Source organism: Pseudomonas sp. GW460-12-10-14-TSB1 (assembly GCF_017349775.1).
In the GTDB taxonomy this organism is placed as follows: Bacteria; Pseudomonadota; Gammaproteobacteria; order Pseudomonadales; family Pseudomonadaceae; genus Aquipseudomonas; species Aquipseudomonas piscium.
This window is the reverse complement of the sequence record NZ_JACNAC010000010.1, coordinates 104,998-127,857: the sequence shown is the minus strand read 5'-3', so window position 1 is coordinate 127,857 and position 22,860 is coordinate 104,998. Positions and strand designations below refer to the sequence as shown.

21 protein-coding genes are annotated in these 22,860 nt (G+C 64.4%); 10 read left to right on the top strand and 11 right to left on the bottom strand.

The window, feature by feature from the left end; translation table 11 throughout:
- Nucleotides 1-12: 12 nt before the first annotated feature.
- Nucleotides 13-189, bottom strand: a complete 177-nt coding sequence (locus J4D52_RS09485; protein ID WP_007929787.1) for a hypothetical protein — start codon at nt 187-189, stop codon at nt 13-15.
- A 138-nt stretch (nt 190-327) separates the two neighbouring features.
- Nucleotides 328-1,233: a LysR family transcriptional regulator gene (locus J4D52_RS09480; protein ID WP_102677820.1), complete on the bottom strand. Its 906-nt coding sequence runs from the start codon at nt 1,231-1,233 to the stop codon at nt 328-330.
- 130 nt (nt 1,234-1,363) lie between these two features.
- Between J4D52_RS09480 and J4D52_RS09475 the strand changes: the two genes are divergently transcribed.
- Nucleotides 1,364-2,248, top strand: coding sequence for an MBL fold metallo-hydrolase (locus tag J4D52_RS09475; RefSeq protein WP_063432806.1), 885 nt, complete (start codon nt 1,364-1,366; stop codon nt 2,246-2,248).
- A gap of 75 nt (nt 2,249-2,323) precedes the next feature.
- On the top strand, nt 2,324-2,938 hold the full coding sequence (locus J4D52_RS09470) for an NAD(P)-dependent oxidoreductase (RefSeq protein WP_102677821.1): 615 nt from the start codon (nt 2,324-2,326) through the stop codon (nt 2,936-2,938).
- Nucleotides 2,939-3,095: 157 nt separating this feature from the next.
- Here J4D52_RS09470 and J4D52_RS09465 read toward each other — a convergent pair whose 3' ends face one another.
- The gene (locus J4D52_RS09465) at nt 3,096-3,977 is read right to left on the bottom strand and encodes a LysR substrate-binding domain-containing protein (protein ID WP_097305440.1); all 882 of its coding nucleotides are present in this window, start codon (nt 3,975-3,977) and stop codon (nt 3,096-3,098) included.
- A 153-nt stretch (nt 3,978-4,130) separates the two neighbouring features.
- Between J4D52_RS09465 and J4D52_RS09460 the strand changes: the two genes are divergently transcribed.
- Nucleotides 4,131-5,768, top strand: coding sequence for a 5-guanidino-2-oxopentanoate decarboxylase (locus J4D52_RS09460; RefSeq protein ID WP_102677822.1), 1,638 nt, complete (start codon nt 4,131-4,133; stop codon nt 5,766-5,768).
- Nucleotides 5,765-7,213, top strand: a complete 1,449-nt coding sequence (locus J4D52_RS09455) for an aldehyde dehydrogenase family protein (RefSeq protein ID WP_102677823.1) — start codon at nt 5,765-5,767, stop codon at nt 7,211-7,213. The genes J4D52_RS09460 and J4D52_RS09455 overlap by 4 nt, the downstream gene beginning before the upstream one ends.
- A 69-nt stretch (nt 7,214-7,282) precedes the next feature.
- Here the strand turns inward: J4D52_RS09455 and J4D52_RS09450 are convergent, their stop codons facing one another.
- Entirely contained in the window at nt 7,283-8,212 is a 930-nt protein-coding gene (locus tag J4D52_RS09450; RefSeq protein ID WP_025805956.1) for an AraC family transcriptional regulator, read from the bottom strand.
- A 330-nt stretch (nt 8,213-8,542) separates the two neighbouring features.
- Between J4D52_RS09450 and J4D52_RS09445 the strand changes: the two genes are divergently transcribed.
- The gene (locus J4D52_RS09445) at nt 8,543-8,908 is read left to right on the top strand and encodes an antibiotic biosynthesis monooxygenase family protein (RefSeq protein WP_025805954.1); all 366 of its coding nucleotides are present in this window, start codon (nt 8,543-8,545) and stop codon (nt 8,906-8,908) included.
- A gap of 9 nt (nt 8,909-8,917) precedes the next feature.
- The gene (locus tag J4D52_RS09440; protein ID WP_025805953.1) at nt 8,918-9,190 is read left to right on the top strand and encodes a hypothetical protein; all 273 of its coding nucleotides are present in this window, start codon (nt 8,918-8,920) and stop codon (nt 9,188-9,190) included.
- Between the two features lie 43 nt (nt 9,191-9,233).
- On the opposite strand, the gene J4D52_RS09435 is transcribed toward J4D52_RS09440, so the two are convergent.
- Entirely contained in the window at nt 9,234-9,863 is a 630-nt protein-coding gene (locus tag J4D52_RS09435; RefSeq protein WP_102677824.1) for a flavin reductase family protein, read from the bottom strand.
- Nucleotides 9,864-10,006: 143 nt separating this feature from the next.
- A complete protein-coding gene (locus J4D52_RS09430; RefSeq protein WP_102677825.1) occupies nt 10,007-10,390 on the bottom strand; it encodes a hypothetical protein in 384 nt (127 codons plus the stop codon).
- 356 nt (nt 10,391-10,746) lie between these two features.
- Between J4D52_RS09430 and J4D52_RS09425 the strand changes: the two genes are divergently transcribed.
- Nucleotides 10,747-11,502 (top strand): hypothetical protein, encoded by a 756-nt coding sequence (locus tag J4D52_RS09425; RefSeq protein WP_063432799.1) that lies wholly within the window; start codon nt 10,747-10,749, stop codon nt 11,500-11,502.
- Between the two features lie 157 nt (nt 11,503-11,659).
- Here the strand turns inward: J4D52_RS09425 and J4D52_RS09420 are convergent, their stop codons facing one another.
- The 4 genes from J4D52_RS09420 to J4D52_RS09405 form a co-directional block, all read right to left on the bottom strand.
- Nucleotides 11,660-12,982: an MFS transporter gene (locus J4D52_RS09420; RefSeq protein ID WP_063432798.1), complete on the bottom strand. Its 1,323-nt coding sequence runs from the start codon at nt 12,980-12,982 to the stop codon at nt 11,660-11,662.
- A 288-nt stretch (nt 12,983-13,270) separates the two neighbouring features.
- Nucleotides 13,271-14,605, bottom strand: coding sequence for a sigma-54 dependent transcriptional regulator (locus J4D52_RS09415; protein WP_063432797.1), 1,335 nt, complete (start codon nt 14,603-14,605; stop codon nt 13,271-13,273).
- Nucleotides 14,599-16,365 carry an ATP-binding protein gene (locus tag J4D52_RS09410; protein ID WP_063432796.1) on the bottom strand — a complete coding sequence of 589 codons (1,767 nt, stop codon included), beginning with the start codon at nt 16,363-16,365 and terminating at the stop codon, nt 14,599-14,601. The genes J4D52_RS09415 and J4D52_RS09410 overlap by 7 nt, the downstream gene beginning before the upstream one ends.
- 143 nt (nt 16,366-16,508) lie before the next feature.
- Nucleotides 16,509-18,032 carry a fumarate hydratase gene (locus tag J4D52_RS09405; RefSeq protein WP_007931196.1) on the bottom strand — a complete coding sequence of 508 codons (1,524 nt, stop codon included), beginning with the start codon at nt 18,030-18,032 and terminating at the stop codon, nt 16,509-16,511.
- A 357-nt stretch (nt 18,033-18,389) separates the two neighbouring features.
- On the opposite strand from J4D52_RS09405, the gene J4D52_RS09400 reads away from it, so the two are divergent.
- From J4D52_RS09400 to J4D52_RS09390, 3 genes are read left to right on the top strand one after another with little or no spacing between them, the layout of a single operon-like run.
- Complete coding sequence (locus tag J4D52_RS09400; protein WP_025805945.1) at nt 18,390-19,496, top strand: diguanylate cyclase; 1,107 nt, start codon at nt 18,390-18,392, stop codon at nt 19,494-19,496.
- On the top strand, nt 19,489-20,427 hold the full coding sequence (locus J4D52_RS09395; protein ID WP_102677826.1) for an iron-sulfur-binding ferredoxin reductase: 939 nt from the start codon (nt 19,489-19,491) through the stop codon (nt 20,425-20,427). The genes J4D52_RS09400 and J4D52_RS09395 overlap by 8 nt, the downstream gene beginning before the upstream one ends.
- A 29-nt stretch (nt 20,428-20,456) precedes the next feature.
- Nucleotides 20,457-21,206 (top strand): enoyl-CoA hydratase-related protein, encoded by a 750-nt coding sequence (locus tag J4D52_RS09390; RefSeq protein ID WP_025805942.1) that lies wholly within the window; start codon nt 20,457-20,459, stop codon nt 21,204-21,206.
- A 182-nt stretch (nt 21,207-21,388) separates the two neighbouring features.
- Here J4D52_RS09390 and pyk read toward each other — a convergent pair whose 3' ends face one another.
- The gene (gene pyk, locus J4D52_RS09385; protein ID WP_063432793.1) at nt 21,389-22,840 is read right to left on the bottom strand and encodes a pyruvate kinase; all 1,452 of its coding nucleotides are present in this window, start codon (nt 22,838-22,840) and stop codon (nt 21,389-21,391) included.
- Nucleotides 22,841-22,860 lie beyond the last annotated feature (20 nt).

Sequence of the window (22,860 nt, the reverse complement as noted above, 5' to 3'; positions counted from 1 at the left end):
CGCGCGCCAGCATCATTTCAGGGAGTTGAGGGTCGCGTTGTGCGGGATGCACTGGTCGACGTTGCAGCTGGCGTAGACACGTGGCTGTTGCCGGGCCTGCTCGACGCGATAGGCCGCTGTTCCATACAGCGCCAGGGTCGCGGTGCAGGTGACGAAAATGGCCAGGTATCTTCTTGTTTTGATGTTCATGGCAAACACCTCTGAACGAATACCCCTGCGCGTGTGGGGGTACTGTTATCAGCATAGATCAGCCACATGGATCAGCCATGGCCGCTGGCCAGGTCGCGGGCAGCGTGTTGACGGGGTATTCAGCGGTCTTATCGGGTTTTACAGCCCCTTGTCCCACTCCGGTTCTTCGGGGAAACGCAGCACCAGGAAGTCCAGCATGCTGCGCAGGGCCGCCGGCATGTGTTTGCGCGAGGCGTAGACCGCGTACATGTTCATTTGCCGGGGTTTGGCATGGGGCAGCAGGCGCACCAGTTCACCGCTGTGGATATGCACCCCGGCCTGGTAGCTGGGCAGCATCGCCACGCCGGCCCCGGCCATGGTCGCGCGCAACAGGGTGCTGGCTTCGTTGGCGCTGATATTGCCCTGCACCGGTACCGAAACCTGTTCGCCGTCCTGTTCGAAATGCCACAGGCTCTTGCCGAAATAGGAGTGGGTCAGGCAGTTATGCTGGCTGAGTTCCTCTACCCGCTGTGGCGTCGGGTGCTCGCGCAGGTAGGCCGGGGAGGCGCAGATCACCGAGCGGCATACCGTCAGCCGCCGGGCGATCAGGTTCGGGTCCAGGTCGTTGCTGGTGCGGATCGCCAGGTCGATGCGCTCGTCCACCAGGTTCACCGTGCGGTCGAGCATCTGCAGGTCGATGCTGACGCCGGGGTAACGCTTGACGTAAGTGGCCATGGCATCCGCCAACTGGGCCTGGCCGAACGAGGTGCTGACGCTGATGCGCAGCAAGCCGCGGGGCGCATCGTCGGGTTCGCTGACGGCGGCTTGCATGTCCGTCGACAACTCGAGCATCTGCCGGCAGCGGGGCAGGATCTCGGTGCCCGCCGCGGTCAGGCTCAACTTGCGGGTGGTGCGGTGCATCAGCCGGGCGCCGACCCAGTCCTCCAGCTCCGCCAGATAACGCGAAACCACCGGCCGCGAGAGGTCCAGGTGGTCGGCGGCGGCCGACTGGCTGCCAAGGTCGACTACGGTGACGAAGACGCGCATTGCTTGAAGACGATCCATGATTTGCCCGCTTTCAGAAACAAACTATGTCCAAGCATCGCATTTTTTGTAACGAGTGCGGCAACTAAGCTTCATCTCCATCGCCACCTACCCATGGCCACTTACGGCCGACAGACCATCGGAGCTGCATATGATCGGATTCACCTCACTCAAGCGCCTGCTGCTGGCGACCGCCACCCTGGGTTTCGCCGCCCATGCCGCCGCCGTCGAGCCGGCCCTGAAGCTGGATGTGTACAACCCGGGTACCGCGGCGATCTTCCCGGTGACTTCGGTACTGGTCAGCGGCAAGAAGGAAGCGATCCTGGTGGACGCGCAGTTCGGCAAATCCCAGGCCGAGCAACTGGTGGAGAAGATCCGCGCCAGCGGCAAGCAACTGACCACCATCTATATCAGCCACGGTGACCCGGACTACTACTTCGGCCTGGACACCATCACCCAGGCCTTCCCCAAGGCCAAGGTCGTGGCGTCGCAGCCGACCGTCGAGCACATCAAGGCCACGGTCGACGGCAAGCTCGCGTTCTGGGGCCCGAAAATGGGCGCCGACGTTCCAGCCAAGACCATTGTGCCGGGCGTGCTCAAGGGCCACAGCCTGACCCTGGAAGGGCAGAAGCTGGACATCATCGGCCTGGACGGCAAGCAGCCTGACCGCACCTTCGTCTGGATCCCGTCGATCAAGGCGGTCGTCGGTGGCGTGGTGGTGGCGGAAAACATCCATGTGTGGATGGCCGATACCCAGACCGCGCAATCCCACAAGGACTGGCTGACGACCCTGGACACCATCGCCGCGCTGAAACCCCAGACCGTGGTGCCGGGCCATTACCTCGGTGAAAGCGCCCGCTCCCTGGCTCCCGTGCATTTCACCGCCGACTACATCAAGGCCTTCGATGAAGAAACCGCCAAGGCCAAGGATTCCGCCGAACTGATCGCGGCGATGAAAAAGCGCTACCCGGACCTGGGTGAAGACAGCTCCCTGGAGCTGAGCGCCAAGGTCGCCAAGGGCGAAATGAAGTGGTGATTCGACTGCCCCCGCGCCTGGCGCGGGGCACTCCCTGTAAGGCTTTGCGTCACTTATCGGAACTGGAGAACTGTCATGAGCAAGATCGCAATCATTGGTGCCACCGGTCGTGCCGGTAGCCAACTGCTGGAAGAAGCCCTGCGTCGTGGTCACAGCGTCACCGCGATTGCCCGTGACCCGGCGAAAATCGGCAATCGCGCCGGCGTGGTGAGCAAGGCGGTCGACGCGCTGGACGGCGCGGCGTTGCAGGTCGCGGTCGCCGGTCACGATGCGGTGATCAGCGCGGCGCACTTTTCCACCATCGCGCCCAAGGCCGTGATCGACCCGGTGAAAAAGGCCGGCGTCAAACGCCTGCTGGTGGTGGGCGGTGCCGGTTCGTTGCTGTTGCCAGACGGCAGCCGGGTGATCGACGCCGCCGGTTTTCCGGCTGAGTACAAGGCTGAAGCCAGTGCCGGCAGTGTGTTCCTCGATACCCTGCGCCAGGAGAAAGAGTTGGACTGGACCTTCCTGTCGCCATCGGCGGAGTTCGTCGAAGGCGAGCGCCGCGGGCAGTTCCGCCTGGGCCAGGACCATCTGCTGGTGAGCGCCGAAGGCAAGAGCTGGATCACCTTCGCCGACTTCGCCATCGCCCTGATCGATGAGCTGGAAACTCCGAAGCACTCCCGCCAGCGTTTCACTGTCGGTTACTGAGACACCTGTAGCCGCTGCCGAAGGCTGCGATCGGCTGCGCAGCAGTCGTAAATCGATCAATGCGTTGATTCAGACATAACGCAATGACTGGAAGACGACCGCTACGCGCTCGATCGCAGCCTGCGCCAGCGGCTACAGAGCTACATCGGCTACAGGGCTATCTGGCCCGGGCCTGTTCCACCAGCCAGTCCAGCAAGGCCCGCAACTGTGGCGATGGCGCTGAGCGGTCGGGGTGGACCAGGTAGTAGCCCAGGCCGGTGCGCACCTTCAATGCAAATGGCATGACCAGCCGCCCGGCGCTCAGGTCTTCGCCGATCAATGCCCAGTCGCCAATGGCTACCCCCGTCCCCTGGGAGGCGACCGACATCGCCAGGTCCAGGGTTTCGAAATGCTGCCCCTTGCCGATGTTGTTCAGCACCGTTCCCGAGGCTTTCAGCCAGGTATTCCAGTCATGGGTATCCAGGGTCGGATGCAGCAGCATGTGCTGCTGCAGGTCGGCCGGGGTCTTCAGCGGTATCGCCCCTTCGAGCAATGCAGGTGAACACACCGGTGTCAGCTGTTCGTCGAACAGGTGATAGGCCCCGAGGGTGGAGGGGGGCGGGGCGCCGTAAATCACCGCGGCGTCGAAGTGTTCGCGGCTGAAGTCGACCCCGTGCTGCACCGTGGTGGTCAGCCGCACAGGCACGTCCGGCCGCTCTTTCTGCCACTGCATCAGGCGTGGCAACAACCAGCGCATCACGCAGGTGGACGCCTTGAGTTGCAGGGTGTCGCGGTTCACGCCGATCTGTTCCACCCCCTCGCTGATCAGGCCGAACACCTGTTCCACCCGTGGCAACCATTCCCGTCCTTCGGCCGTCAGGCTCAGGCCGCGGGCCTGGCGCTGGAACAAGGCATAACCCAGGTGGCTCTCCAGGCCGGCGATCTGCCGGCTCACCGCACCCTGGGTGATATGCAACTGCTCGGCCGCGTGGGTGAAGTTGCAGCAGCGCGCGGTGATCAGAAAGGTGTGCAGCGCGGGCAAGGGCGGGAGGCGTTTCATAAAGGGCCAAGGCATGACGTGAGGACATGGCTAGTATGACTTTTTATCCATTGTTCCCGCTACACGCGGCCCGTTCCAATGACGCCTTCCCCGTGCCTGGCCACGCATCGGCCAGCCAGGCACACCGTCTCAAGCGAACAAGAAGGGCAAGACATGGCGACGTGCGGCGAAGTGTTGGTCAAGTTACTCGAAGGTTATGGCGTCGAGCAGGTCTTCGGCATTCCGGGGGTGCATACCGTCGAGCTGTATCGCGGCCTGGCCCGTTCGCGCATCAGGCACGTTACGCCGCGTCACGAGCAGGGCGCCGGTTTCATGGCCGACGGTTATGCCCGCACCAGCGGCAAGCCGGGGGTGTGCTTCATCATCACGGGCCCCGGGATGACCAACATCACCACCGCCATGGGCCAGGCCTATGCCGACTCGATTCCGATGTTGGTGATCTCCAGTGTGCAGTCGCGCAGCCAGCTCGGCGGCGGCCGCGGCAAGTTGCATGAGCTGCCGAACCAGGGCGCGCTGGTGGGCGGGGTGGCGGCGTTCTCCCATACCCTGATGTCCGCGGCGGAACTGCCGGGCGTGCTGGCCCGCGCCTTCGCACTGTTCCAGGCCGGTCGGCCGCGCCCGGTGCACATCGAGATCCCCCTCGACGTGCTGGTGGAGGAGGCCGATGACCTGCTCGACAGCGAGCCTGTGAGCATCGCCCGGGCCGGCGCCGCGCCCGCCGCCATTGCCCGGATGAGCCAACTGCTGGCTGGCGCCAGGCGTCCGCTGATCCTCGCCGGTGGCGGCGCGATCGATGCCGCCGCTTCCCTGACCCGTCTCGCCGAACTGCTCCAGGCACCGGTGGCCCTGACCATCAATGCCAAGGGTATGTTGCCGTCGCGGCACCCGCTGCTGATCGGCTCGACCCAATCGCTGGTGGCGACCTGCGCCCTGGTGGCCGATGCCGACGTAGTCCTGGCTATCGGCACCGAGCTGGCCGAAACCGATTACGACGTGACCTTCGCCGGTGGCTTCGAGATTCCTGGCGCCCTGCTGCGCATCGACATCGACCCTGACCAGACCGTGCGCAACTATCCGCCGAAAGTGGCGCTGGTGGCCGACTCCCACAGTGCAACCGAAGCCTTGCTGGCCGAGCTGGGCAAGCAACCGCTGAGCGAGCGCGACAGTGCCTGGGGCACCGCCCGTGCTGGTGCCCTGCGCAACGCACTGGAGCAGCAGTGGGACGCGCCGACCCGGGCGCAGACGTTGTTCCTCGAAACCGTGCTGCAAGAGCTGCCGGAGATCGTCATCGTCGGCGACTCCACGCAGCCGGTGTACAGCGGCAACCTGGCCTTCAACCCCGAGCGTCCGCGCCGCTGGTTCAACTCCTCGACCGGCTACGGCACCTTGGGTTATGCCTTGCCGGCGGCAATCGGCGCCTGGCTGGGCGGCGCTTCCGAGCGCAATGCCCGGGGCCCGGTGGCGTGCCTGATCGGCGACGGCGGCCTGCAGTTCACCCTGTCGGAACTGGCCTGCGCGGTGGAAGCGCGCACGCCGATCATCGTGCTGCTGTGGAATAACCAGGGCTACGAAGAAATCAAGAAATACATGGTCAACCGCGACATCGAGCCGGTGGGCGTGGACATTTACACGCCGGACTTCATCGGCGTGGCCAAGGCCCTGGGCTGCGCTGCCGAGGCCATCGACAGCGTCGACGGATTGCGCGATGCCCTGCGCGCGGCCAGCGATCGCCAGGGCCCGACCCTGATCGAAATCGACCAGGCCGGCTGGATGCGGGCGGTGCAAGCATGAGCCAGGCAAACCTGTTGAACGGCCTCTACATCGACGGTCAGTGGTGTGCCGGCAGCGAACTGCTGCCAGTGATCAATCCCTCCACCGAAGAGCCGCTGGCGCTGGTCGCTGGTGGCGACCGACACAGCGTCGAGCAGGCGGTGACTGCCGCCCAGGCCGGGCTCGTGCACTGGGCCGCGGCCAGCGGTGCCGAGCGTGGCGCGGTGTTGCGGCGGATCGCCGCCGGGGTCGCCGAGCGCCGTGAACGCCTGATGCACCTGCAGTCGAGCAACAACGGCAAACCGCAATTCGAAGCGGCCATCGACGTCGATGACGTGATTGCCACCTTCGAGTACTACGCGGGGCTGGCCGAAGGCCTGGACGCCGCCCAGGACCGCGACGTGCCGTTGCCCAGCGATGATTTCAGCGCCCGTGTGCGGCGTGAGCCCTGTGGCGTGGTCGGCCTGATCGTGCCGTGGAACTTCCCGATGGTCACCACCGCCTGGAAGCTCGCGCCGGCCCTGGCTGCCGGTTGCAGCGTGGTGCTCAAGCCCTCGGAAGTCACCCCGCTGCCGGAACTGGAACTGGCAGCGATCATCGCCCAGAGCGGCTTGCCCAAGGGCGTGTTCAACCTGGTCTGCGGCACCGGGCTGGCGGTGGGCGCGCCGCTGGCGGCCGATCCGCGGGTGGCGAAGATTTCCTTCACCGGCAGCAATGCGGTCGGGGTCCAGGTCATGCAGCGCGCGGCGGAGACGGTCAAAGGCGTGAGCCTGGAGCTGGGCGGCAAATCTTCGCTGCTGGTGCTGGCGGATGCCGATCTTGAATTGGCAGTGGAACTGGCCTGTGGCGGCGGTTTTTTCAACGCCGGGCAGATGTGCTCCGCCACCAGCCGGGTGCTGGTGGCGGACGAGCTGGCGGACGAGTTCCTGCTGCGCCTCAAGGCGCGGGCCGAGGCGATTCGAGTGGCGGACCCTTTCGAGCCGGACGTGGAGATGGGCGCGCTGGTCAACCAGGCGCAATACCGGCGAGTGCTGGGCCATATCGATCGCGGGCTGAGTGTCGGGGCCAAGCTGGTATGCGGTGGTGGGCGTCCAGCGGACCGGGAGCGTGGCTTTTTTGTACGGCCGACCCTCTTCACCGAAGTGCCCCTCGACAGTGCGCTATGGCGTGAGGAGATCTTTGGCCCGGTGCTCTGCGTGCGCAGTTTCGCCAGCGAGGCCGAGGCCATCGCACTGGCCAACGACAGCGAATTCGGCCTGGTGGCCAGTGTGGTCGGCGCCGATCTAGAGAACGCCGAGCGGGTCGCCAATGCCTTGCAGGCCGGGCTGGTGTGGATCAACGCGCCGCAAGTGATCTTCCCGCAGACCGCCTGGGGCGGCTACAAGCAGAGCAGCATCGGCCGCGAGCTGGGTCCTTGGGGATTGCAGGCGTTCCAGGAGATCAAGCACGTGGTTCGCGCGCGCTGAGCCGCGCAAAAAAACACTCCATGCCTCGCCAGGAGGCATGGGGTTTTCAATTTTCGGTCATTGCATCTGTCAGACGCTGCTGCGCAGGCGCGCCATATCCCGCAGCGGCGGCGCGCCGAACTGGCGGCTGTATTCGCGGCTGAACTGTGAGGGGCTTTCGTAGCCGACCCGGTAACCGGCGGCGGACGCCTCCAGCCCTTCAGTCAGCATCAGGCGCCGGGCTTCCTGCAGGCGCAGTTGCTTCTGATACTGCAAGGGGCTCATGGCAGTCATGGCCTTGAAGCGGTGGTGCAGGGTGGACACGCTGAGGTTCACCCCGCGGGCCAGATCGTCGATGCGCAGCGGTTGCTCGTAGTTGCCGTTCAGCCATTTGATGGCCTGGCTGACCCGGTGGCCCTGGCTGTTGGCGATGGCGATCTCATATAACCGGTGGCCCTGGGGGCTGCGCAGCAGCCGGTAGAGGATCTCCCGACGAATCAGCGGCGCGAGCATGGCGATGTCTTTGGGCGTATCCAGCAGGCGGGTCAGGCGCAGCACGGCGTCGAGCATCGGCGTATCCAGGCGTTCCACATACAGGCCACGGCCGACAGGACGGTTCGGCACCCCCAGCGGCCCGGCATCGGCGATCAGCGTGCTGATTTCGGCCGGGTCGATGTCCAGGCGCAGGGCCAGGACCGGTTCCAGCGGCGAGACATCGGCCAGGCGTCCGCTCAATGGCATGGAAACCGAGACCACCAGGTAGTTGAGCGGGTCGTAGTTGAACTCCTCGTCGGCCAGCCGTACTTCCTTGCGCCCCTGGGCCATGATGCACAGGGCCGGCTGGGCCAGCACCGAGGCGAAATCGTGGGAGTGGCTGTAGCGCGAAACGAACAGCGACTGGATCGCCGTGGCATAGCTGCCGTCTTCGCCGGTGTTGCGAGCAATGATCCCGGCCAGCTCCGCCCGCTGTTTTTCCATTTCCGCATCCAGTGGCGGCTGCTGGGTTTCGAGCGATGACATGAAGGCCCCTCCGGGATGATTGCGATGGCCACAGCTTAAATTTGTGCAAGCGCCAGGGGTAGGCGATTCCTGCGTAAATCTTGCCTGATCCTGCCACACGTGCGCGCGTGAGCAGAGCCGAGTCCTGTACGCGGGCTGTCACTTGCTTGAAACAACGTTGTGGTTTTTTTCCGCGGGCGGTGCTGGATCCGCTGCTCTCAAATCAGGTTCGCAGGATTGTGCAATACGCTGGCAGGAATCGACTAACGGCCGTTGCGCCGGGCGCTTAATCTTGGATCCTGTCGCAGCCCGTCCCATGGCTGCCTCGACACCACCCTGGGAGGGTCGCACATGTCCACGCATATTCCCGTCAGCCACATGGCATTCGTCCGCGCCCGCGCCGGTCGCTCAACCGAGTTGGGTGCTCGCTTGAGCAGTCTGATCGAACCATCCCGCCAGGCCACAGGTTGCCTGCAGTTCGCCTTGCAGCATTCGCAGTGCGACGCTGATTTGTGGCTGGTATCCGGGTTCTGGAGCAGCCAGCAGGCGATGACCGATTACTTCTGCTCGCCGGCCATGGCGATATTTGCCGAGCTGGTCCAGGACCTGGTGGTCAACAGCCTGGATTTCCATACCTTCAGCGACGTCTCGGCGGCCCAGGCCGAAGGCGAATACGCGCAACTGAACGGGGCACCGGTACACCAGCTGGCCAGCTGAGGGTTTAGAATGGCCGACTTTCCATTGGCCAGGATCAGCAACATGGCACGTAAAGAGTTTGCAGCATACGAAGCGGTTTCCGCCGTGGTTCCAGGTGAAGGGGGCTACAGCGCCGCCATCGCGGTCAAGGCCCTGGGTGGTTCAGGGGCACCGCGCTTTCACAAGGTTCTGGACGACCAGAAATTCAAGACCGCCCACGACGCCGACCAGGCTGCCGCGCAGAAGCTTGAGCAGTTGATCGACGTGAACGAAGACGGCGAACTGGCCTGGGAAACGGCCTGATCCGGGTCGCTATCTGATCTGAGAAGCTACCTGGTCTGAGAAGCTACCTGACCGCCCCCGGGCGGAACATCTTGAACAAGGCCTCTGGCCCCAGCTGGAAATAATCCGCCGGCCCGCCGCCGCGCAGAATCGGTTCTGCCGCGGCGGTGTCGTATATCCCATCCTTGAGCAGCCACTTGGCGATATGCACGGCGACCACCTCGCCGAGGATCAGCCAGCTGGGCACCAACTCCTGATCCGCGCGCTGCAGTTGAATGATCTGGGTGACCTTGCACTCGAAGGACACCGGGCTTTCGGCTACCCGCGGCACAGCAATCACCTTCGAAGCCACGGGCGTCAGCCCCGCCAGTTCGAACTCATTGACCTCGGCCGACACGGCCGCGCAGCTCTGGTTCATCTGCTCGGCCAGTGGGCGGGTGGCGAGGTTCCAGGTGAACTCGCCGGTCTGCTCGATGTTGTTCAGGCTGTCTTTGCGACCGACGCTGGAGAAACCGATGATCGGCGGAATGTAATTGAAGGCGTTGAAAAAACTGTAGGGCGCCAGGTTCAGCCGGCCTTGCAGGTCCTGGGAGGAGATCCAGCCGATCGGGCGCGGGCCGACGATGGCGTTGAATGGATCGTGGGGCAGGCCGTGGCCCTGGGCGGGTTCGTAGTAATGGATGTCTTCGGACATGACAGGCTCTTGCGCGGACAAAGAGGGAAGGCCGCCATAGTGCAAGCCATTGAAAGTGAATGCCAGCCTTGCGGCGTGCGGTTTTCCCCGGGCCAGAAACAACTAGGCCCGGCCGAAGCCGGGCTGCGGGGCATCCCTGAGGGTTAGCCGATGGCGGCGGCAGTTCCGGTGCGATCGAAGCCGTCGGCAGCGATTGCGTCGGCGGTGCCGGTGCGATCGAAACCATCGGAGGCGACTGCGCCTGCGGTACCAGTGTGATCGAAGCCATCGGAGGCGACTGCGCCTGCGGTGCCGGTGTGATCGAAGCCATCGGAAGCGACTGCGCCTGCGGTGCCGGTGTGATCGAAGCCATCAGAAGCAACTGCGCCTGCGGTGCCAGTGTGGTCGAAGCCGTCGGAAGCCAGGCTGGCGCTGGTCGAGCTGCCCGAGGTGAAAGTGGCCGAGCCGGTGCGGTCGTAGCCATCGGCGGCGAAGGTGTTGGCAGCCAGTACGGAAAGGGTCAGGGCGAGGATCAGTTTGCTTTTCATGGTGGTCACTCCAGGTTCGTTGACGTTTTGTGCAGTGGGTGTGGAATAAATACTACGCCAGTTAATTTGATTAAAAAGCGCAAATAAATGCTTAAAAATATCTATTTAATCGATGTTTGTGGCGCCAGAAATACCTGCATGAAGCCTCTTTCCTGCTTCTGCACCGATTTCGATGGGGGCAGAATGCGGGCAGGGCATTAACCGATCATTAACCTGTCTGAACCGTCGAAAAATCGCGATCAACGGTTTTTTCATTCGCCACTTACCTATTTTTCACCGCTCGCCCCGCAGCCTTCGCTCCGACATAGAAGTCCAAGACGGACCGTCCTCAATCGAGCCCTGGAGCACTGCTGCGAATGAATAAACTCCCTCAGATCACCCTGGCGTTCTGGGTCATGAAAATCTGCGCGACTACCCTTGGGGAAACCGCTGGCGACTTGCTGTCGATGACCCTGAATGTCGGCTACGCCATCAGCTCGATGATCCTGATCAGCGTGTTCCTGCTGACCCTGGTCACCCAGCTGTTTTCGAAAACCTACAACCCGGTGCTGTACTGGATCGTGATCCTCTCCACCAGCACCGCCGGTACTACCATGTCGGATTTCATGGACCGCACCCTGGGCCTGGGTTATGCCACCGGCTCGGCGATCCTGATTGCGATCCTGCTGGCGATCTTCGCGGTCTGGCGCCTGAGCGGCGATCCGCTAGACGTCAACAAGATCCAGACCCTGCGCGGCGAGCTGTTCTATTGGCTGGCGATCCTGTTTTCCAACACCCTGGGTACGGCGCTGGGGGACTACCTGGCGGACGACTCGGGGCTGGGGTTCGCCGGCGGCGCGCTGCTGATCGGTTCGACCATCGCCCTGGTGGTGGTGCTCAAGTACTGCACCCGGATCTCTTCGGTGCTGCTGTTCTGGGTGGCGTTCGTGCTGACCCGGCCGTTCGGCGCGACCCTGGGCGACTTCCTGACCAAGCCCCTGGAAAAGGGCGGCCTGGACTTCGGCACCATCGGTTCGTCGGCGGTTTTGGCGGGGATTCTGCTGGTGATGATTGCCGGGGCTTCGTACTACAAGAACCGTAGCGAGCGGCAGGTGGCGGCGGAATTGGGTTGATTGTTTGAGCGCCGCGTTTGAGCACCGCGTCGCGGCTATCGCGAGCAAGCTCGCTCCTAAAGGGGGGGCGATCTGTAGGAGCGAGGCTTGCCCGCGATAGAGATTTACCTGACACCACAGCGCGAGGGCCTTGCACCCTCGCGCTTTTTATTGCGGGTCAGTCAGTCTCGATCCGCGAGTGTTTGCGGGTGTCTTTCATGGTGATGTAGACCAGCAGCGACACGGCGATGCAGGCGGTGACATACCAGTAGTAGCCGGTTTCCATGCCGACGCTCTTGAACCACAGCGCGATGTATTCGGCGGTGCCGCCGAAGATCGACACGGTCAGCGCATAGGGCAGGCCCACGCCCAGGGCGCGGATCTCGGTCGGGAACAGCTCGGCCTTGACCACCGCGTTGATCGAGGTATAGCCGCTGACGATGATCAGCGCCGCCATGATCAGGAAGAACGCGCCCCACCAGCTCTGGACGGTGTGCAGGGTGGTGAGGATCGGCACGGTGAAAATGGTGCCGAGGATGCCGAAGGCGATCAGGATCGGGCGGCGGCCGATCTTGTCCGACAGCGCACCGACCACCGGTTGCAGGCACATGAACAGGAACAGGGTCGCCGCGGAAATGGTGGTGGAGTCGGAGATGCTCATGCCGACGGTGTTCACCAGGTATTTCTGCATGTAGGTGGTGTAGGTGTAGAAGGCCAGGGTGCCGCCCATGGTCAGGCCGACCACGGTCATCAGCTCTTTCGGATGACGCATCAGGGTGCGCATCAGGCTTTCTTTCGGCTTTTCCTTCTTCTTGGTGAAGGACTCGGTTTCTTCCATGCCACGACGCAGGTACAGCGCTACGACCGCGCACAGGGCGCCGATGCCGAACGGAATGCGCCAGCCCCAGGATTGCAGCTCTTCGGTGGTCAGCACGTTCTGCAGCACGATCAGGACCGCCAGGGCGATGAGCTGGCCGGAGATCAGGGTCACGTACTGGAAGCTGGAGAAGAAGCCGCGACGTTCCTTGGTCGCCATCTCGCTGAGGTAGGTGGCCGAGGTGCCGTACTCACCGCCGACCGACAGGCCCTGCATCAGGCGCGCCAGGACCAGCAGGATCGGGGCGCCGACGCCGATGGTTTCATAGCCGGGAGTCAGGGCGATGATCAGGGAGCCGAAGCACATCAGCAGCACCGAGGCCATCAATGCGGCCTTGCGGCCTTTGCGGTCAGCGTAGAGCCCCATCAGCCAGCCGCCGATCGGACGCATCAGGAAGCCCACGGCGAAGATCGCGGCGGTGTTGAGCAGTTGGGCGGTGGTGTCGCCCTTGGGGAAGAAGACTTTGGCGAAGTACAGGGAGAAGGCGGCGTAGACGTACCAGTCGTACCACTCGACCATGTTGCCGACCGAACCGCTGAAGATCGATTTCAGGCGACTGGCAGTGGTCTTTTCTTTGGCAGGCGCAGCTGCCGCCCCAAGAGGCAGGGTTTGCGAGTTATCCATGACGGATCCTTCATTTAATTGTTTTTGTGGAGCGCGCCGAAACGCAGCCTGCTGGGGCTATAGCAGGAGCTGTGCCAGAAGCCGCAAGGCCCGTTCTAGAAGGGTTTTAGGATTTAGATGAGCGGAAAACTGCTCATTGGCGAAAGTGCGTGAGCGGAAAGTCGCCTATTAGGTTGTGCTTGTAAGGACGCCATCGCGGGCAAGCCTCGCTCCTACAGCCCCCGATCTTCTGTAGGAGCGAGGCTTGCCCGCGATAGGGATGGCCCGGATAAAACATCTCCTCGGGCATTACTCCTCCCCGAGAAACATCTCCCGCGCCAGCCCATGGCGCTGCATCTTTTCATTGAAGGTGCGGCGCGGCAGTTGCAGATCAACGAGCACCGCCTTGATGTCGCCCTTGTGCCGGGTCAGCGCGGCCCGCAGGCATTGCGCCTCGAAGGCTTCCTGTTGCGCCGCCAGGGACTGGCCGGGGTCGATGGTTTCCGGCTCCGGCTCGCCCAGGCCGAGCACCTGGCGTTCGGCGACGTTGGCCAGCTCGCGCACGTTGCCCGGCCAGTCGTGGCTCAGCAGGCGGCTCAACTGCGCCCCGCTCAGGGGCGCGACGCCGCGGCCCAGGCGCTCGGCGGCGGCGTGGGCGAAATGTTCGTACAGCAGCGGAATGTCCTCGCGCCTATCCCGCAGCGGCGGCAGGCGCAGCTGTGCGACGTTCAGACGGTAGGCCAGGTCTTCGCGAAAACGCCCGGCGCGGGCTTCGTCCAGCAGGTCCGGCTTGGTCGCGGCAATGATCCGCAGATCCACGGCAATGCTCTGGTTGGAACCCAGTCGCTCGAGCTTCTGTTCCTGCAGCACCCGCAGCAGCTTGACCTGCTGGGCCAGCGGCATGCTTTCGATCTCGTCGAGGAACAGGGTGCCGCCGTCGGCGTATTCCAGCTTGCCGATGCGCTTGCCCTGGGCGCCGGTAAAGGCGCCGCTTTCGTGGCCGAACAGTTCGGCCTCGAACAGTTGCTCGGGGATCGCCGCGCAGTTCAGGGCGACAAAGGGCTTGTCGGCGCGCGGCCCGAAGTCGTGCAGGCAGCGGGCGACCAGTTCCTTGCCGCTGCCGGTCTCGCCACGGATCAGCACGTTGACCGGCAGCGCGGCCAGGTCGACCACCTGGCGCCGCAGGGTCTGCAAGGCGCGGGACACGCCGAGCAGGGTGGAATCGATTTTCTCCCGGGTATCGGCCTGTTCGTGCAGGCGCCGGTTCTCCAGGACCAGGCCGCGTTTATCCAGAGCTCGGCGCAGGCTGCTCAGCAGGGTTTCCGGACTGAAGGGTTTTTCCAGGAAGTCATAGGCGCCGTCGCGCATTGCTTCCACCGCCATCGGCACGTCGCCGTGGCCGGTCAGCAGGATCACCGGCAGGTCGGCGTCGCGCTGCTGCACCTGTTTGAGCAGCTCCAGGCCGCTGATGCCAGGCATGCGCACGTCGCTGAGGATCACCCCGGGGAAGTCCCTGGGCAGCCGGGCCAGGCAGTCCTCGGCGCGACTGAACAGCTGCACCTCGAAGCCCGACAGGTTCAGCCATTGTTCGACGGCGGTGCGAATACTGGCTTCGTCGTCGACCAGCATCACCGAATTCAACATGGGATATGCGCCTCCAGGTCGATGGGCAGGCTCAGGGTGAAGATCGCGCCCTGGCCTTGATTACCGGCGCTCAGGCGCCCGCCCAGTTCGTGGACGATAGCGTAGGACACCGCCAGGCCCAGGCCCAGGCCGTCACCCACCGGCTTGGTGGTGAAGAACGGATCGAAGACGTTCGGCAGGTGTTCTTCGGCGATGCCGCCACCGCTGTCGATGACGCTCAGGCTCCACAGCTGCTGGTCGGCTTCGAGGCGGATTTCCAGGTGCTTGAGAGGCTTGTCGTGCATGGCGTCCAGGGCGTTGCGCAGCAGGTTGATCAGCACCTGCTCCAGGCGTATGGCATCGCCGCGCACCCAGGCCGGGCGTGTCAGCTGCAGGCGTGTGTCGACCTGTTCGTCGCGCAGCCGGGTATCCAGCAACTGCAGGGCCTGATCCACCACCGCCGCCAGGTCCAGGCGTTCGCGCAGGCCGCTGGGGCTCTTGCGGGCGAAGGTTTTCAGGTGGCCGGTGAGGCTGGCCATTCGGGTCAGCATATCGTCCAGCGGTTTCAGGGCCTGGTAGGCCTCGTCGACCCGCCCGTGATCGAGCAGCAGGCGCAGGGTGGCCAGTTGCATGCGCTGGGTGGTCAGCGGCTGGTTGATTTCGTGGGCCAGGGCCGCGGACATCTGCCCCAGGGCAGCGAGCTTGGCCGACTGCACCAGACCATCCTGGGCGGTGCGCAGGTCGCGGGTACGCTCCTCGACCAGGCGTTCGAGCTCCTCGCGGCTGCGCTGGCGCAGCCTGGCCAGGCGCCAGCGCTGGTTGAGGAACAGCAGCAGGAACACCAGGGTCAGCCAGGCGCCGGCCGCGGCCAGGCCGGCGTTGCGTCGGTCTTCGAAGGCGATCTGCGGGCGGCGCAGCAGATGCAGGGTCCAGCCTTCGGTCGCCAAGGGCAGGGACTCCCACAGGTAGTCGACGCTGCCGTCCGGGCCCTCGACCCGGGTCAGCGTACTGTCGTCGTCAAAGCGCCGCAGCGGCCGATGTTCGAGCGGGGTCAGCAGTTGCTTGTCGTACTGCCGGGTGGCCTTGAGTTCGGCACGGTCGCTGTCCGACAACGGACGCAACTGGCGATAACGCCATCCCGGCTGGTTGGCGATGAACACGATGCCACGGGCGTCGCTGACCAGCAGGGTGTCGCTGCCCTGGCTCCATTCGCGCTCCAGTTCGGGAAACTCCAGTTTCACCACCATGGCGCCGAGGAACTGTTCCTGCTCGTCCTTGACCGCGCTGGAGAGGAAATAGCCGGGAATGCCGCTGGTGACGCCCACGGCATAGAAGCGTCCGCTGCCCTGGCTGCGGGTCTGGCTGAAGTAGGGGCGAAAGCCGTAGTTGTGCCCGACGTAGCTGCTGGGCAGGCGCCAGTTGCTGGCGGCCACCGCGAGGCCGGTGTGGTCCAGCAGCTCCAGGGTGGAGGAGCGGGCGGCGCCGTTGATCCGTTCCAGTTTGCGGTTCAGGGCGTCCTGCTGTTCCGGGCCGACCGGTCCCTTGAGCGCCGAGCGCAGTTCCGGGTCCAGCGCCAGCACGGCGGGCAGGGCGCGGTAACGCTCGATCAGGGTATGCAGGGAGTTGGCATACAACGCCAGTTGCTCGCTGGCACGGGTGGCATCGTCCTCCAGTGCCTGACGCTCGGCGTGGCGCATGGCGAAGGTCGCGCTGACCACGGCGCCGGCGAGAATCACCAGGGTATAGAAGGTCAAGCGCAGCGGGCGGGAGATCTGGACCATGAGTCAAGGGCAGGCTGAAAGGGGCAGGAAAGATAACATGCCTGTCCGGGGCTTCGTTGATCGTGGACAGCCCTGGTCCGGGCAGGCATGAAAAAGGCGGCGCTGCTCATCGAGCAACGCCGCCTTGGGTGACCAGCAAGCGCTTACTGCACTTCTACCGCCAGGCTTTCACTGATCTTTTTCTGCCAGATGGCAGGACCGGTGATGTGCACCGACTCGCCTTTGCTGTCGACCGCGACAGTGACCGGCATGTCTTTGACTTCGAACTCGTAGATCGCTTCCATGCCCAGTTCGGCAAAGGCCAGGACCTTGGACTTCTTGATCGCCTGGGCCACCAGGTAGGCAGCGCCGCCGACGGCCATCAGGTACACGGCCTTGCTGTCCTTGATCGCTTCGATCGCGGTCGGGCCGCGCTCGGACTTGCCGATCATGCCCAAGAGGCCAGTCTGCTCGAGGATCTGGCGGGTGAACTTGTCCATCCGCGTCGCGGTGGTCGGGCCAGCCGGGCCCACCACTTCGTCACCGACCGGATCGACCGGGCCGACGTAGTAGATGAAGCGACCCTTGAGGTCCACCGGCAGGGTTTCGCCCTTGTTCAGCATCTCGACCATGCGCTTGTGCGCGGCGTCGCGACCGGTGAGCATCTTGCCGTTGAGCAGGACGGTTTCGCCCGGCTTCCAGCTCTGCACTTCTTCCGGGGTCAGGGTGTCGAGGTTGACACGGCGGGCCGACGGACCGGCTTCCCAGACGATTTCCGGGTAGGCGTCCAGAGGTGGCGCTTCCAGGGACGCAGGGCCCGAACCGTCGAGCACGAAGTGCGCGTGACGGGTCGCGGCGCAGTTCGGGATCATGCACACCGGCAGGGAGGCGGCGTGGGTCGGGTAGTCCATGATCTTCACGTCGAGCACGGTGGTCAGGCCACCCAGGCCCTGGGCACCGATACCCAGCTGGTTGACCTTCTCGAACAGCTCCAGGCGCATCTCTTCGATACGGTTCTGCGGGCCGCGAGCCTTCAGCTCGTGGATGTCGATGGATTCCATCAACACTTCCTTGGCCATCACCGCGGCTTTCTCGGCGGTGCCGCCGATGCCGATGCCGAGCATGCCCGGCGGGCACCAGCCGGCGCCCATGGTCGGAACGGTCTTCAGCACCCAGTCGACGATCGAGTCGGACGGGTTGAGCATGGCCATCTTCGACTTGTTCTCGGAGCCGCCGCCCTTGGCCGCCACGTCCACTTCCACGGTGTTGCCGGGAACGATGGAGTAATGGATGACCGCCGGGGTGTTGTCCTTGGTGTTTTTACGAGCGCCCGCCGGGTCGGCGAGGATCGAGGCCCGCAGGACGTTTTCCGGCAGGTTGTAAGCGCGACGCACGCCTTCGTTGATCATGTCGTCCAGGCTCATGGTCGCGCCGTCCCAGCGCACGTCCATGCCCACGCGTACGAATACGGTGACGATACCGGTGTCCTGGCAGATCGGGCGGTGGCCGGTGGCACACATGCGCGAGTTGATCAGGATCTGCGCCATGGAGTCACGGGCCGCTGGCGATTCTTCGCGCAGGTAGGCTTCGTGCATCGCCTGGATGAAATCCACGGGGTGGTAGTAGGAAATGAATTGCAGGGCGTCGGCAACGCTCTGAATCAGGTCGTCTTGCTTGATCACGGTCATGAGTCGCGCTCCTCTAAAAGACGGGAACATTTAATAAGGTGCTTGCAGCTTGGGTGTATCGGTCGGTTGCAAACACCTTCAAGGCACGCCGGACACACTGGCGCGACGCTAAAAAGGCGCGGCAGTATACCGCGCCTCGGGGCCAGGCACACGCGCCGGCAGTCAAACCAAAGTCGCATGCCCGGGACACGCCAGCCGGGATACCGCCAGGCATGACGGTGGGCGCGGCCCGGCGCGGGATGGCGCTGGGCGGGGACAAAAATGGGATAGTTATTTTTTGGCGACACCACTAAAGTGGCAAGTGGCCTGTAGGGTAGGAAACTCTTTAAAGCCCCCTTTCGCATGGTGAGTCAACGATTGACCCATAACGCTATCCAGAGTCTTTTACTCAAGCGCTTCGTTCTTGCGGCGGGTACCTATGGACTGGCGTTGCTGCTGCTCTGGCTGGCCATTTTCAGTGGCCACTATTCGGCGCCGCTGCGTTCGGCGCTGATCGATACCGGCCTGGTGGTGCTGAGCCAGGCGGTGCTGCTCTGGCTGTTCGTGTCCGGGCGCAACCTGCGCTTTCGCGACCCGAGCCTGACCGAGATCCAGATCCTCCTGGGCATCGGCTGGCAGACCTGGATGCTGGCCCACCTCGATACCGCGCGCGGCACCTTCCTGGTGTTCTACCTGCTGATGCTGTTGTTCGGCCTGTTCCACCTTCCGCGCCGGGCCTTCGTGCGTTGCGCCCTGTGCATTTTCATCGGCTTTGCCGGGATCACGCTGTGGGACGGCTACCACTTCCGGCTGGCCGATCCGATGCTCGCCGTGCTGCAGGTGTGCGTGCTGTTCGTGGTGCTGGCCTGGCTGTGCCTGTATGCCAGCTATGTGCAGGCTTCCCGGCAGCGCATGCGGCAACGGCGCTTTGCCTTGCAGGCCCACCAGGACACCTTGCGCGGCATGATGCGACAACTGGAAGACCTGGTCGCCACCGACGAACTGACCGGCCTGTACAATCGACGGCATTTCCTGCGGCTGGCTTCGCGCGAACTGCATGCGATGAGCCTGGACCAGATGCATGGCCTGGCGCTGATCGACCTCGATCACTTCAAGCGGATCAACGACGTGCACGGCCATGCCGCCGGCGATCAGGTGCTGCAGGCGTTCGCCGCCGTGGCCAGCGCCTGTTTGCGCGATGGCGATGTATTGGCCCGCTACGGCGGCGAGGAGTTTGTCATGTTGTTGCCCGATTGCGATCCCGAACGCCTGACCTCCTGCTGCGAGCGTCTGCGCGTGGCCTTCATGGACGCCCAGTTGATCGGCATCGAGGTGCCGGGCCTGAGCCTGTCCGTGGGGATGACCCTGGTGGAACTGGGCGACGATCTGGACGACGCCCTGCAACGTGCCGACCAGGCGCTGTACCGGGCCAAGCGCGACGGGCGCAACCGCTGCGCCGCGGCCTGGGAAAATATCGATGCCTGAGCTGCGTGTCGGTGAGCGGCAGTGGTCGGTGGCTGCTGGCAGCAATTTGCTCGATGCCTTGAATCAGGCCGGCGTGGCGGTGCCTTACAGCTGCCGCGCCGGCAGTTGTCACGCCTGCCTGGTGCATTGTGTCGGGGGCCTGCCCAGCGACAGCCGGCCCGATGCCCTGAGCGACGATCAGCGCCAGCGCGGCTGGCGGCTGGCCTGTCAGTGCCAGGTGGTGGAAGACCTGCGGGTGGAAACCTACGACCCGCTGCGCGATGGCGCACCGGCCGAGGTGGTGGGTGTGGACTGGCTGTCGGCCACGGTGCTGCGCCTGCGTTTGCAGCCGGAGCGCAACCTGCGTTATCAGGCCGGCCAGCATCTGGTGTTGTGGACGGCCTCTGGCGTGGCGCGGCCGTATTCGCTGGCGAGCCTGCCCGGCGAAGACCGCTTTCTCGAGTTCCACCTCGATTGCCGCCAGCCCGGCGAGTTCAGCGACGCGGCGCGCCAGCTCAAGCCCGGCGATGGGCTGCGCCTGGGCGAACTGCGCGGTGGGGCGCTGCATTACGACCCAGACTGGCAAACCCGGCCATTGTGGCTGCTGGCGGCGGGCACTGGGCTGGCGCCGTTGTTCGGTATCCTGCGCGAGGCTCTGCGCCAGGATCATCAAGGCGCCATCCGCGTCATTCACCTGGCCCATGACGCCAGCGAACATTACCTGGCCAAGCCCCTGGCGGCGCTGGCGGCGAACCGCGCCAACCTCAGTGTCGAGCTGTTGACCGCGACCGAGCTGCCAGCGGCTTTGGCACAACTGCGGCTTGTTTCGCGACAAACCCAGGCCTTACTCTGCGGGCACCCCGACAGCGTCGATGCTTTCGCCCGACGCTTGTACCTGGCGGGGCTGCCGCGCAATCAACTGCTGGCCGATGTATTCCTGCCCCGTGGTTGAGCGCTGATCCGTCCTGAGCGAGACCACCCATGACCGATACCATCCTGCTTGAACGCGAGGGCGGGCTGCTGACCCTGCGTCTGAACCGCCCGGACAAGAAAAATGCCCTGACCCGGGCCATGTACAGCCAGCTGGCCGAAGGGCTGCGGCAAGCCGACGCCGACCCTGAGGTCCGCGCGGTACTGATCAGCGGCAGCAGCGACTGCTTTACCGCCGGCAACGATATTGCCGACTTCCTTCAGCAGCCGCCCACCGGCCTCGACAGCCCGGTCTTCCAGTTCATGCTCAGCCTGTTCGAGTGCCGCAAGCCGGTGGTCGCCGCGGTCGCGGGCCCGGCCGTGGGGATCGGCACCACCCTGCTGCTGCATTGCGACCTGGTGTACGTCAGTCGCGATGCCCGCTTGCGCATGCCTTTCGTCAATCTCGGTTTGTGCCCCGAGTTCGGTTCCAGCCTGATCCTGCCGCGCCTGCTTGGGCAGGCCAAGGCCGCCGAGCTGTTGTTGCTGGGTGAGGGTTTCAGTGGCGAACAGGCTGCGCAGTGGGGCATTGCCAACCTGGCCTTGGCCGACGGCGTGGCGACCCTGGACAAGGCCCGGGAGATGGCGCTGCGTTTCGAGAAGCTGGCGCCGCAGGCGGTGCAGATCAGCAAGCAGCTGATGCGCACACCCGATCGCGAGCAACTGCGCAAGGTGATTGCGGAGGAGGGCGCGCTGTTCACCCAGCGCCTGCATTCGCCGGAAGCGCTGGCTGCCTTGTCGGGGTTTCTTGCCAAGAACTGATCCCGGCCCTGTAGGAGCGAAGCTTGCTCGCGATGGCGGGCGCCGCGTTGTTTCTGGTGGACCGCGGTGTAGCTATCGTGGGCAAGTCGGATCGCCGCCCGCTCGCTCCTACAGGTTCGCAGAGTCCATAAAAAAGCCCCGCAGTCTTCACTGCGGGGCTTTTTATTGTTGCGTCAGGTGGCTCAGACCATTGGGTCGCCAACGTGCAGGATCTTCATGCCGTTGGTGCCGCCGGTGGTGTGGTAGCTGTCGCCCTTGGTCAGGATCACCCAGTCGCCTTTCTGTACGACGCCGCGCTTGACCAGCTCGTCGATGGCCTTCTGGCTGACTTCGCTTGGCGGCAGGGATGCCGGGTCGAACGGGATGGTGTAGACGCCACGGAACATCGCGGTGCGGGCCTGGGCTTCGCGGTGCGGGGTGAACGCGTAGATCGGCACCGAGGAACGGATACGCGACATGATCAGCGGGGTGTAGCCGCTTTCAGTCAAGGCGATGATCGCCTTCACGCCCGGGAAGTGGTTGGCGGTGTACATGGTGGCCAGGGCAATGCTCTCGTCGCAACGCTCGAAGGTCTTGCCGATGCGGTGGCTGGAGGTCTTGCTGGTCGGGTGCTTTTCCGCGCCGATACAGATGCGGTCCATGGCCTGCACCGCCTCGAGCGGGTAGGCGCCGGCGGCGGATTCGGCGGACAGCATCACGGCGTCGGTATAGTCGAGCACGGCGTTGGCCACGTCGGACACTTCGGCGCGGGTCGGCATCGGGTTCTGGATCATCGACTCCATCATCTGGGTCGCCACGATCACCGCCTTGTTGTGGCGACGGGCGTGCAGGATGATTTTCTTCTGGATGCCCACCAGCTCGGCGTCGCCGATTTCCACGCCCAGGTCACCACGGGCCACCATCACGGCGTCGGACGCCTTGATCAGGCCGTCGAGGGTTTCGTCGTTGGCCACGGCTTCGGCGCGCTCGATCTTCGCCACCAGCCAGGCGGTGCCGCCGGCTTCGTCGCGCAGTTGGCGGGCGTATTCCATGTCAGCGGCGTCACGCGGGAAGGACACGGCCAGGTAGTCCAGGTCCATGGCCGCGGCCAGCTTGATGTCGGCCTTGTCTTTTTCGGTCAGGGCCGGGGCGGTCAGGCCACCGCCGCGACGGTTGATGCCCTTGTGGTCCGACAGCGGGCCGCCGATGGTCACGACGCAATGCAGTTCGGTGCTGGTGGCGGTTTCGACGCGCATCACCACGCGGCCGTCGTCGAGCAGCAGCTCGTCGCCCACGCCGCAGTCCTTGACCAGGTCCGGATAGTCGATGCCGACGATGTCCTGGGTACCTTCGGTCAGCGGGTGGCTGGTGGAGAAGGTGAACTTGTCACCGATCTTCAGCTCGATGCGCTTGTTGGCGAATTTGGCGATACGGATCTTCGGGCCTTGCAGGTCACCCAGCAGCGCGACGAAGCGGCCATGCTTGGCGGCCAGGTCACGCACCAGCTTGGCGCGAGCCTTGTGCTCGTCCGGGGTGCCGTGGGAGAAGTTCAGGCGGGCGACGTCCAGGCCAGCCAGAATCAGCTGTTCGAGAACTTCCGGCGAGTTACTGGCCGGGCCAAGGGTAGCGACGATTTTGGTACGACGGACGGACATGCAAAGACTCCTGAGTTCAA

Bases quoted from the DNA above. Each gene is read 5' to 3' on its own strand.
- J4D52_RS09485 (WP_007929787.1), bottom strand. From the start codon at position 189: ATGAACATCAAAACAAGAAGATACCTGGCCATTTTCGTCACCTGCACC.
- J4D52_RS09480 (WP_102677820.1), bottom strand. From the start codon at position 1,233: ATGGATCGTCTTCAAGCAATGCGCGTCTTCGTCACCGTAGTCGACCTT.
- J4D52_RS09475 (WP_063432806.1), top strand. From the start codon at position 1,364: ATGATCGGATTCACCTCACTCAAGCGCCTGCTGCTGGCGACCGCCACC.
- J4D52_RS09470 (WP_102677821.1), top strand. From the start codon at position 2,324: ATGAGCAAGATCGCAATCATTGGTGCCACCGGTCGTGCCGGTAGCCAA.
- J4D52_RS09465 (WP_097305440.1), bottom strand. From the start codon at position 3,977: ATGAAACGCCTCCCGCCCTTGCCCGCGCTGCACACCTTTCTGATCACC.
- J4D52_RS09460 (WP_102677822.1), top strand. From the start codon at position 4,131: ATGGCGACGTGCGGCGAAGTGTTGGTCAAGTTACTCGAAGGTTATGGC.
- J4D52_RS09455 (WP_102677823.1), top strand. From the start codon at position 5,765: ATGAGCCAGGCAAACCTGTTGAACGGCCTCTACATCGACGGTCAGTGG.
- J4D52_RS09450 (WP_025805956.1), bottom strand. From the start codon at position 8,212: ATGTCATCGCTCGAAACCCAGCAGCCGCCACTGGATGCGGAAATGGAA.
- J4D52_RS09445 (WP_025805954.1), top strand. From the start codon at position 8,543: ATGTCCACGCATATTCCCGTCAGCCACATGGCATTCGTCCGCGCCCGC.
- J4D52_RS09440 (WP_025805953.1), top strand. From the start codon at position 8,918: ATGGCCGACTTTCCATTGGCCAGGATCAGCAACATGGCACGTAAAGAG.
- J4D52_RS09435 (WP_102677824.1), bottom strand. From the start codon at position 9,863: ATGTCCGAAGACATCCATTACTACGAACCCGCCCAGGGCCACGGCCTG.
- J4D52_RS09430 (WP_102677825.1), bottom strand. From the start codon at position 10,390: ATGAAAAGCAAACTGATCCTCGCCCTGACCCTTTCCGTACTGGCTGCC.
- J4D52_RS09425 (WP_063432799.1), top strand. From the start codon at position 10,747: ATGAATAAACTCCCTCAGATCACCCTGGCGTTCTGGGTCATGAAAATC.
- J4D52_RS09420 (WP_063432798.1), bottom strand. From the start codon at position 12,982: ATGGATAACTCGCAAACCCTGCCTCTTGGGGCGGCAGCTGCGCCTGCC.
- J4D52_RS09415 (WP_063432797.1), bottom strand. From the start codon at position 14,605: ATGTTGAATTCGGTGATGCTGGTCGACGACGAAGCCAGTATTCGCACC.
- J4D52_RS09410 (WP_063432796.1), bottom strand. From the start codon at position 16,365: ATGGTCCAGATCTCCCGCCCGCTGCGCTTGACCTTCTATACCCTGGTG.
- J4D52_RS09405 (WP_007931196.1), bottom strand. From the start codon at position 18,032: ATGACCGTGATCAAGCAAGACGACCTGATTCAGAGCGTTGCCGACGCC.
- J4D52_RS09395 (WP_102677826.1), top strand. From the start codon at position 19,489: ATGCCTGAGCTGCGTGTCGGTGAGCGGCAGTGGTCGGTGGCTGCTGGC.
- J4D52_RS09390 (WP_025805942.1), top strand. From the start codon at position 20,457: ATGACCGATACCATCCTGCTTGAACGCGAGGGCGGGCTGCTGACCCTG.
- pyk (WP_063432793.1), bottom strand. From the start codon at position 22,840: ATGTCCGTCCGTCGTACCAAAATCGTCGCTACCCTTGGCCCGGCCAGT.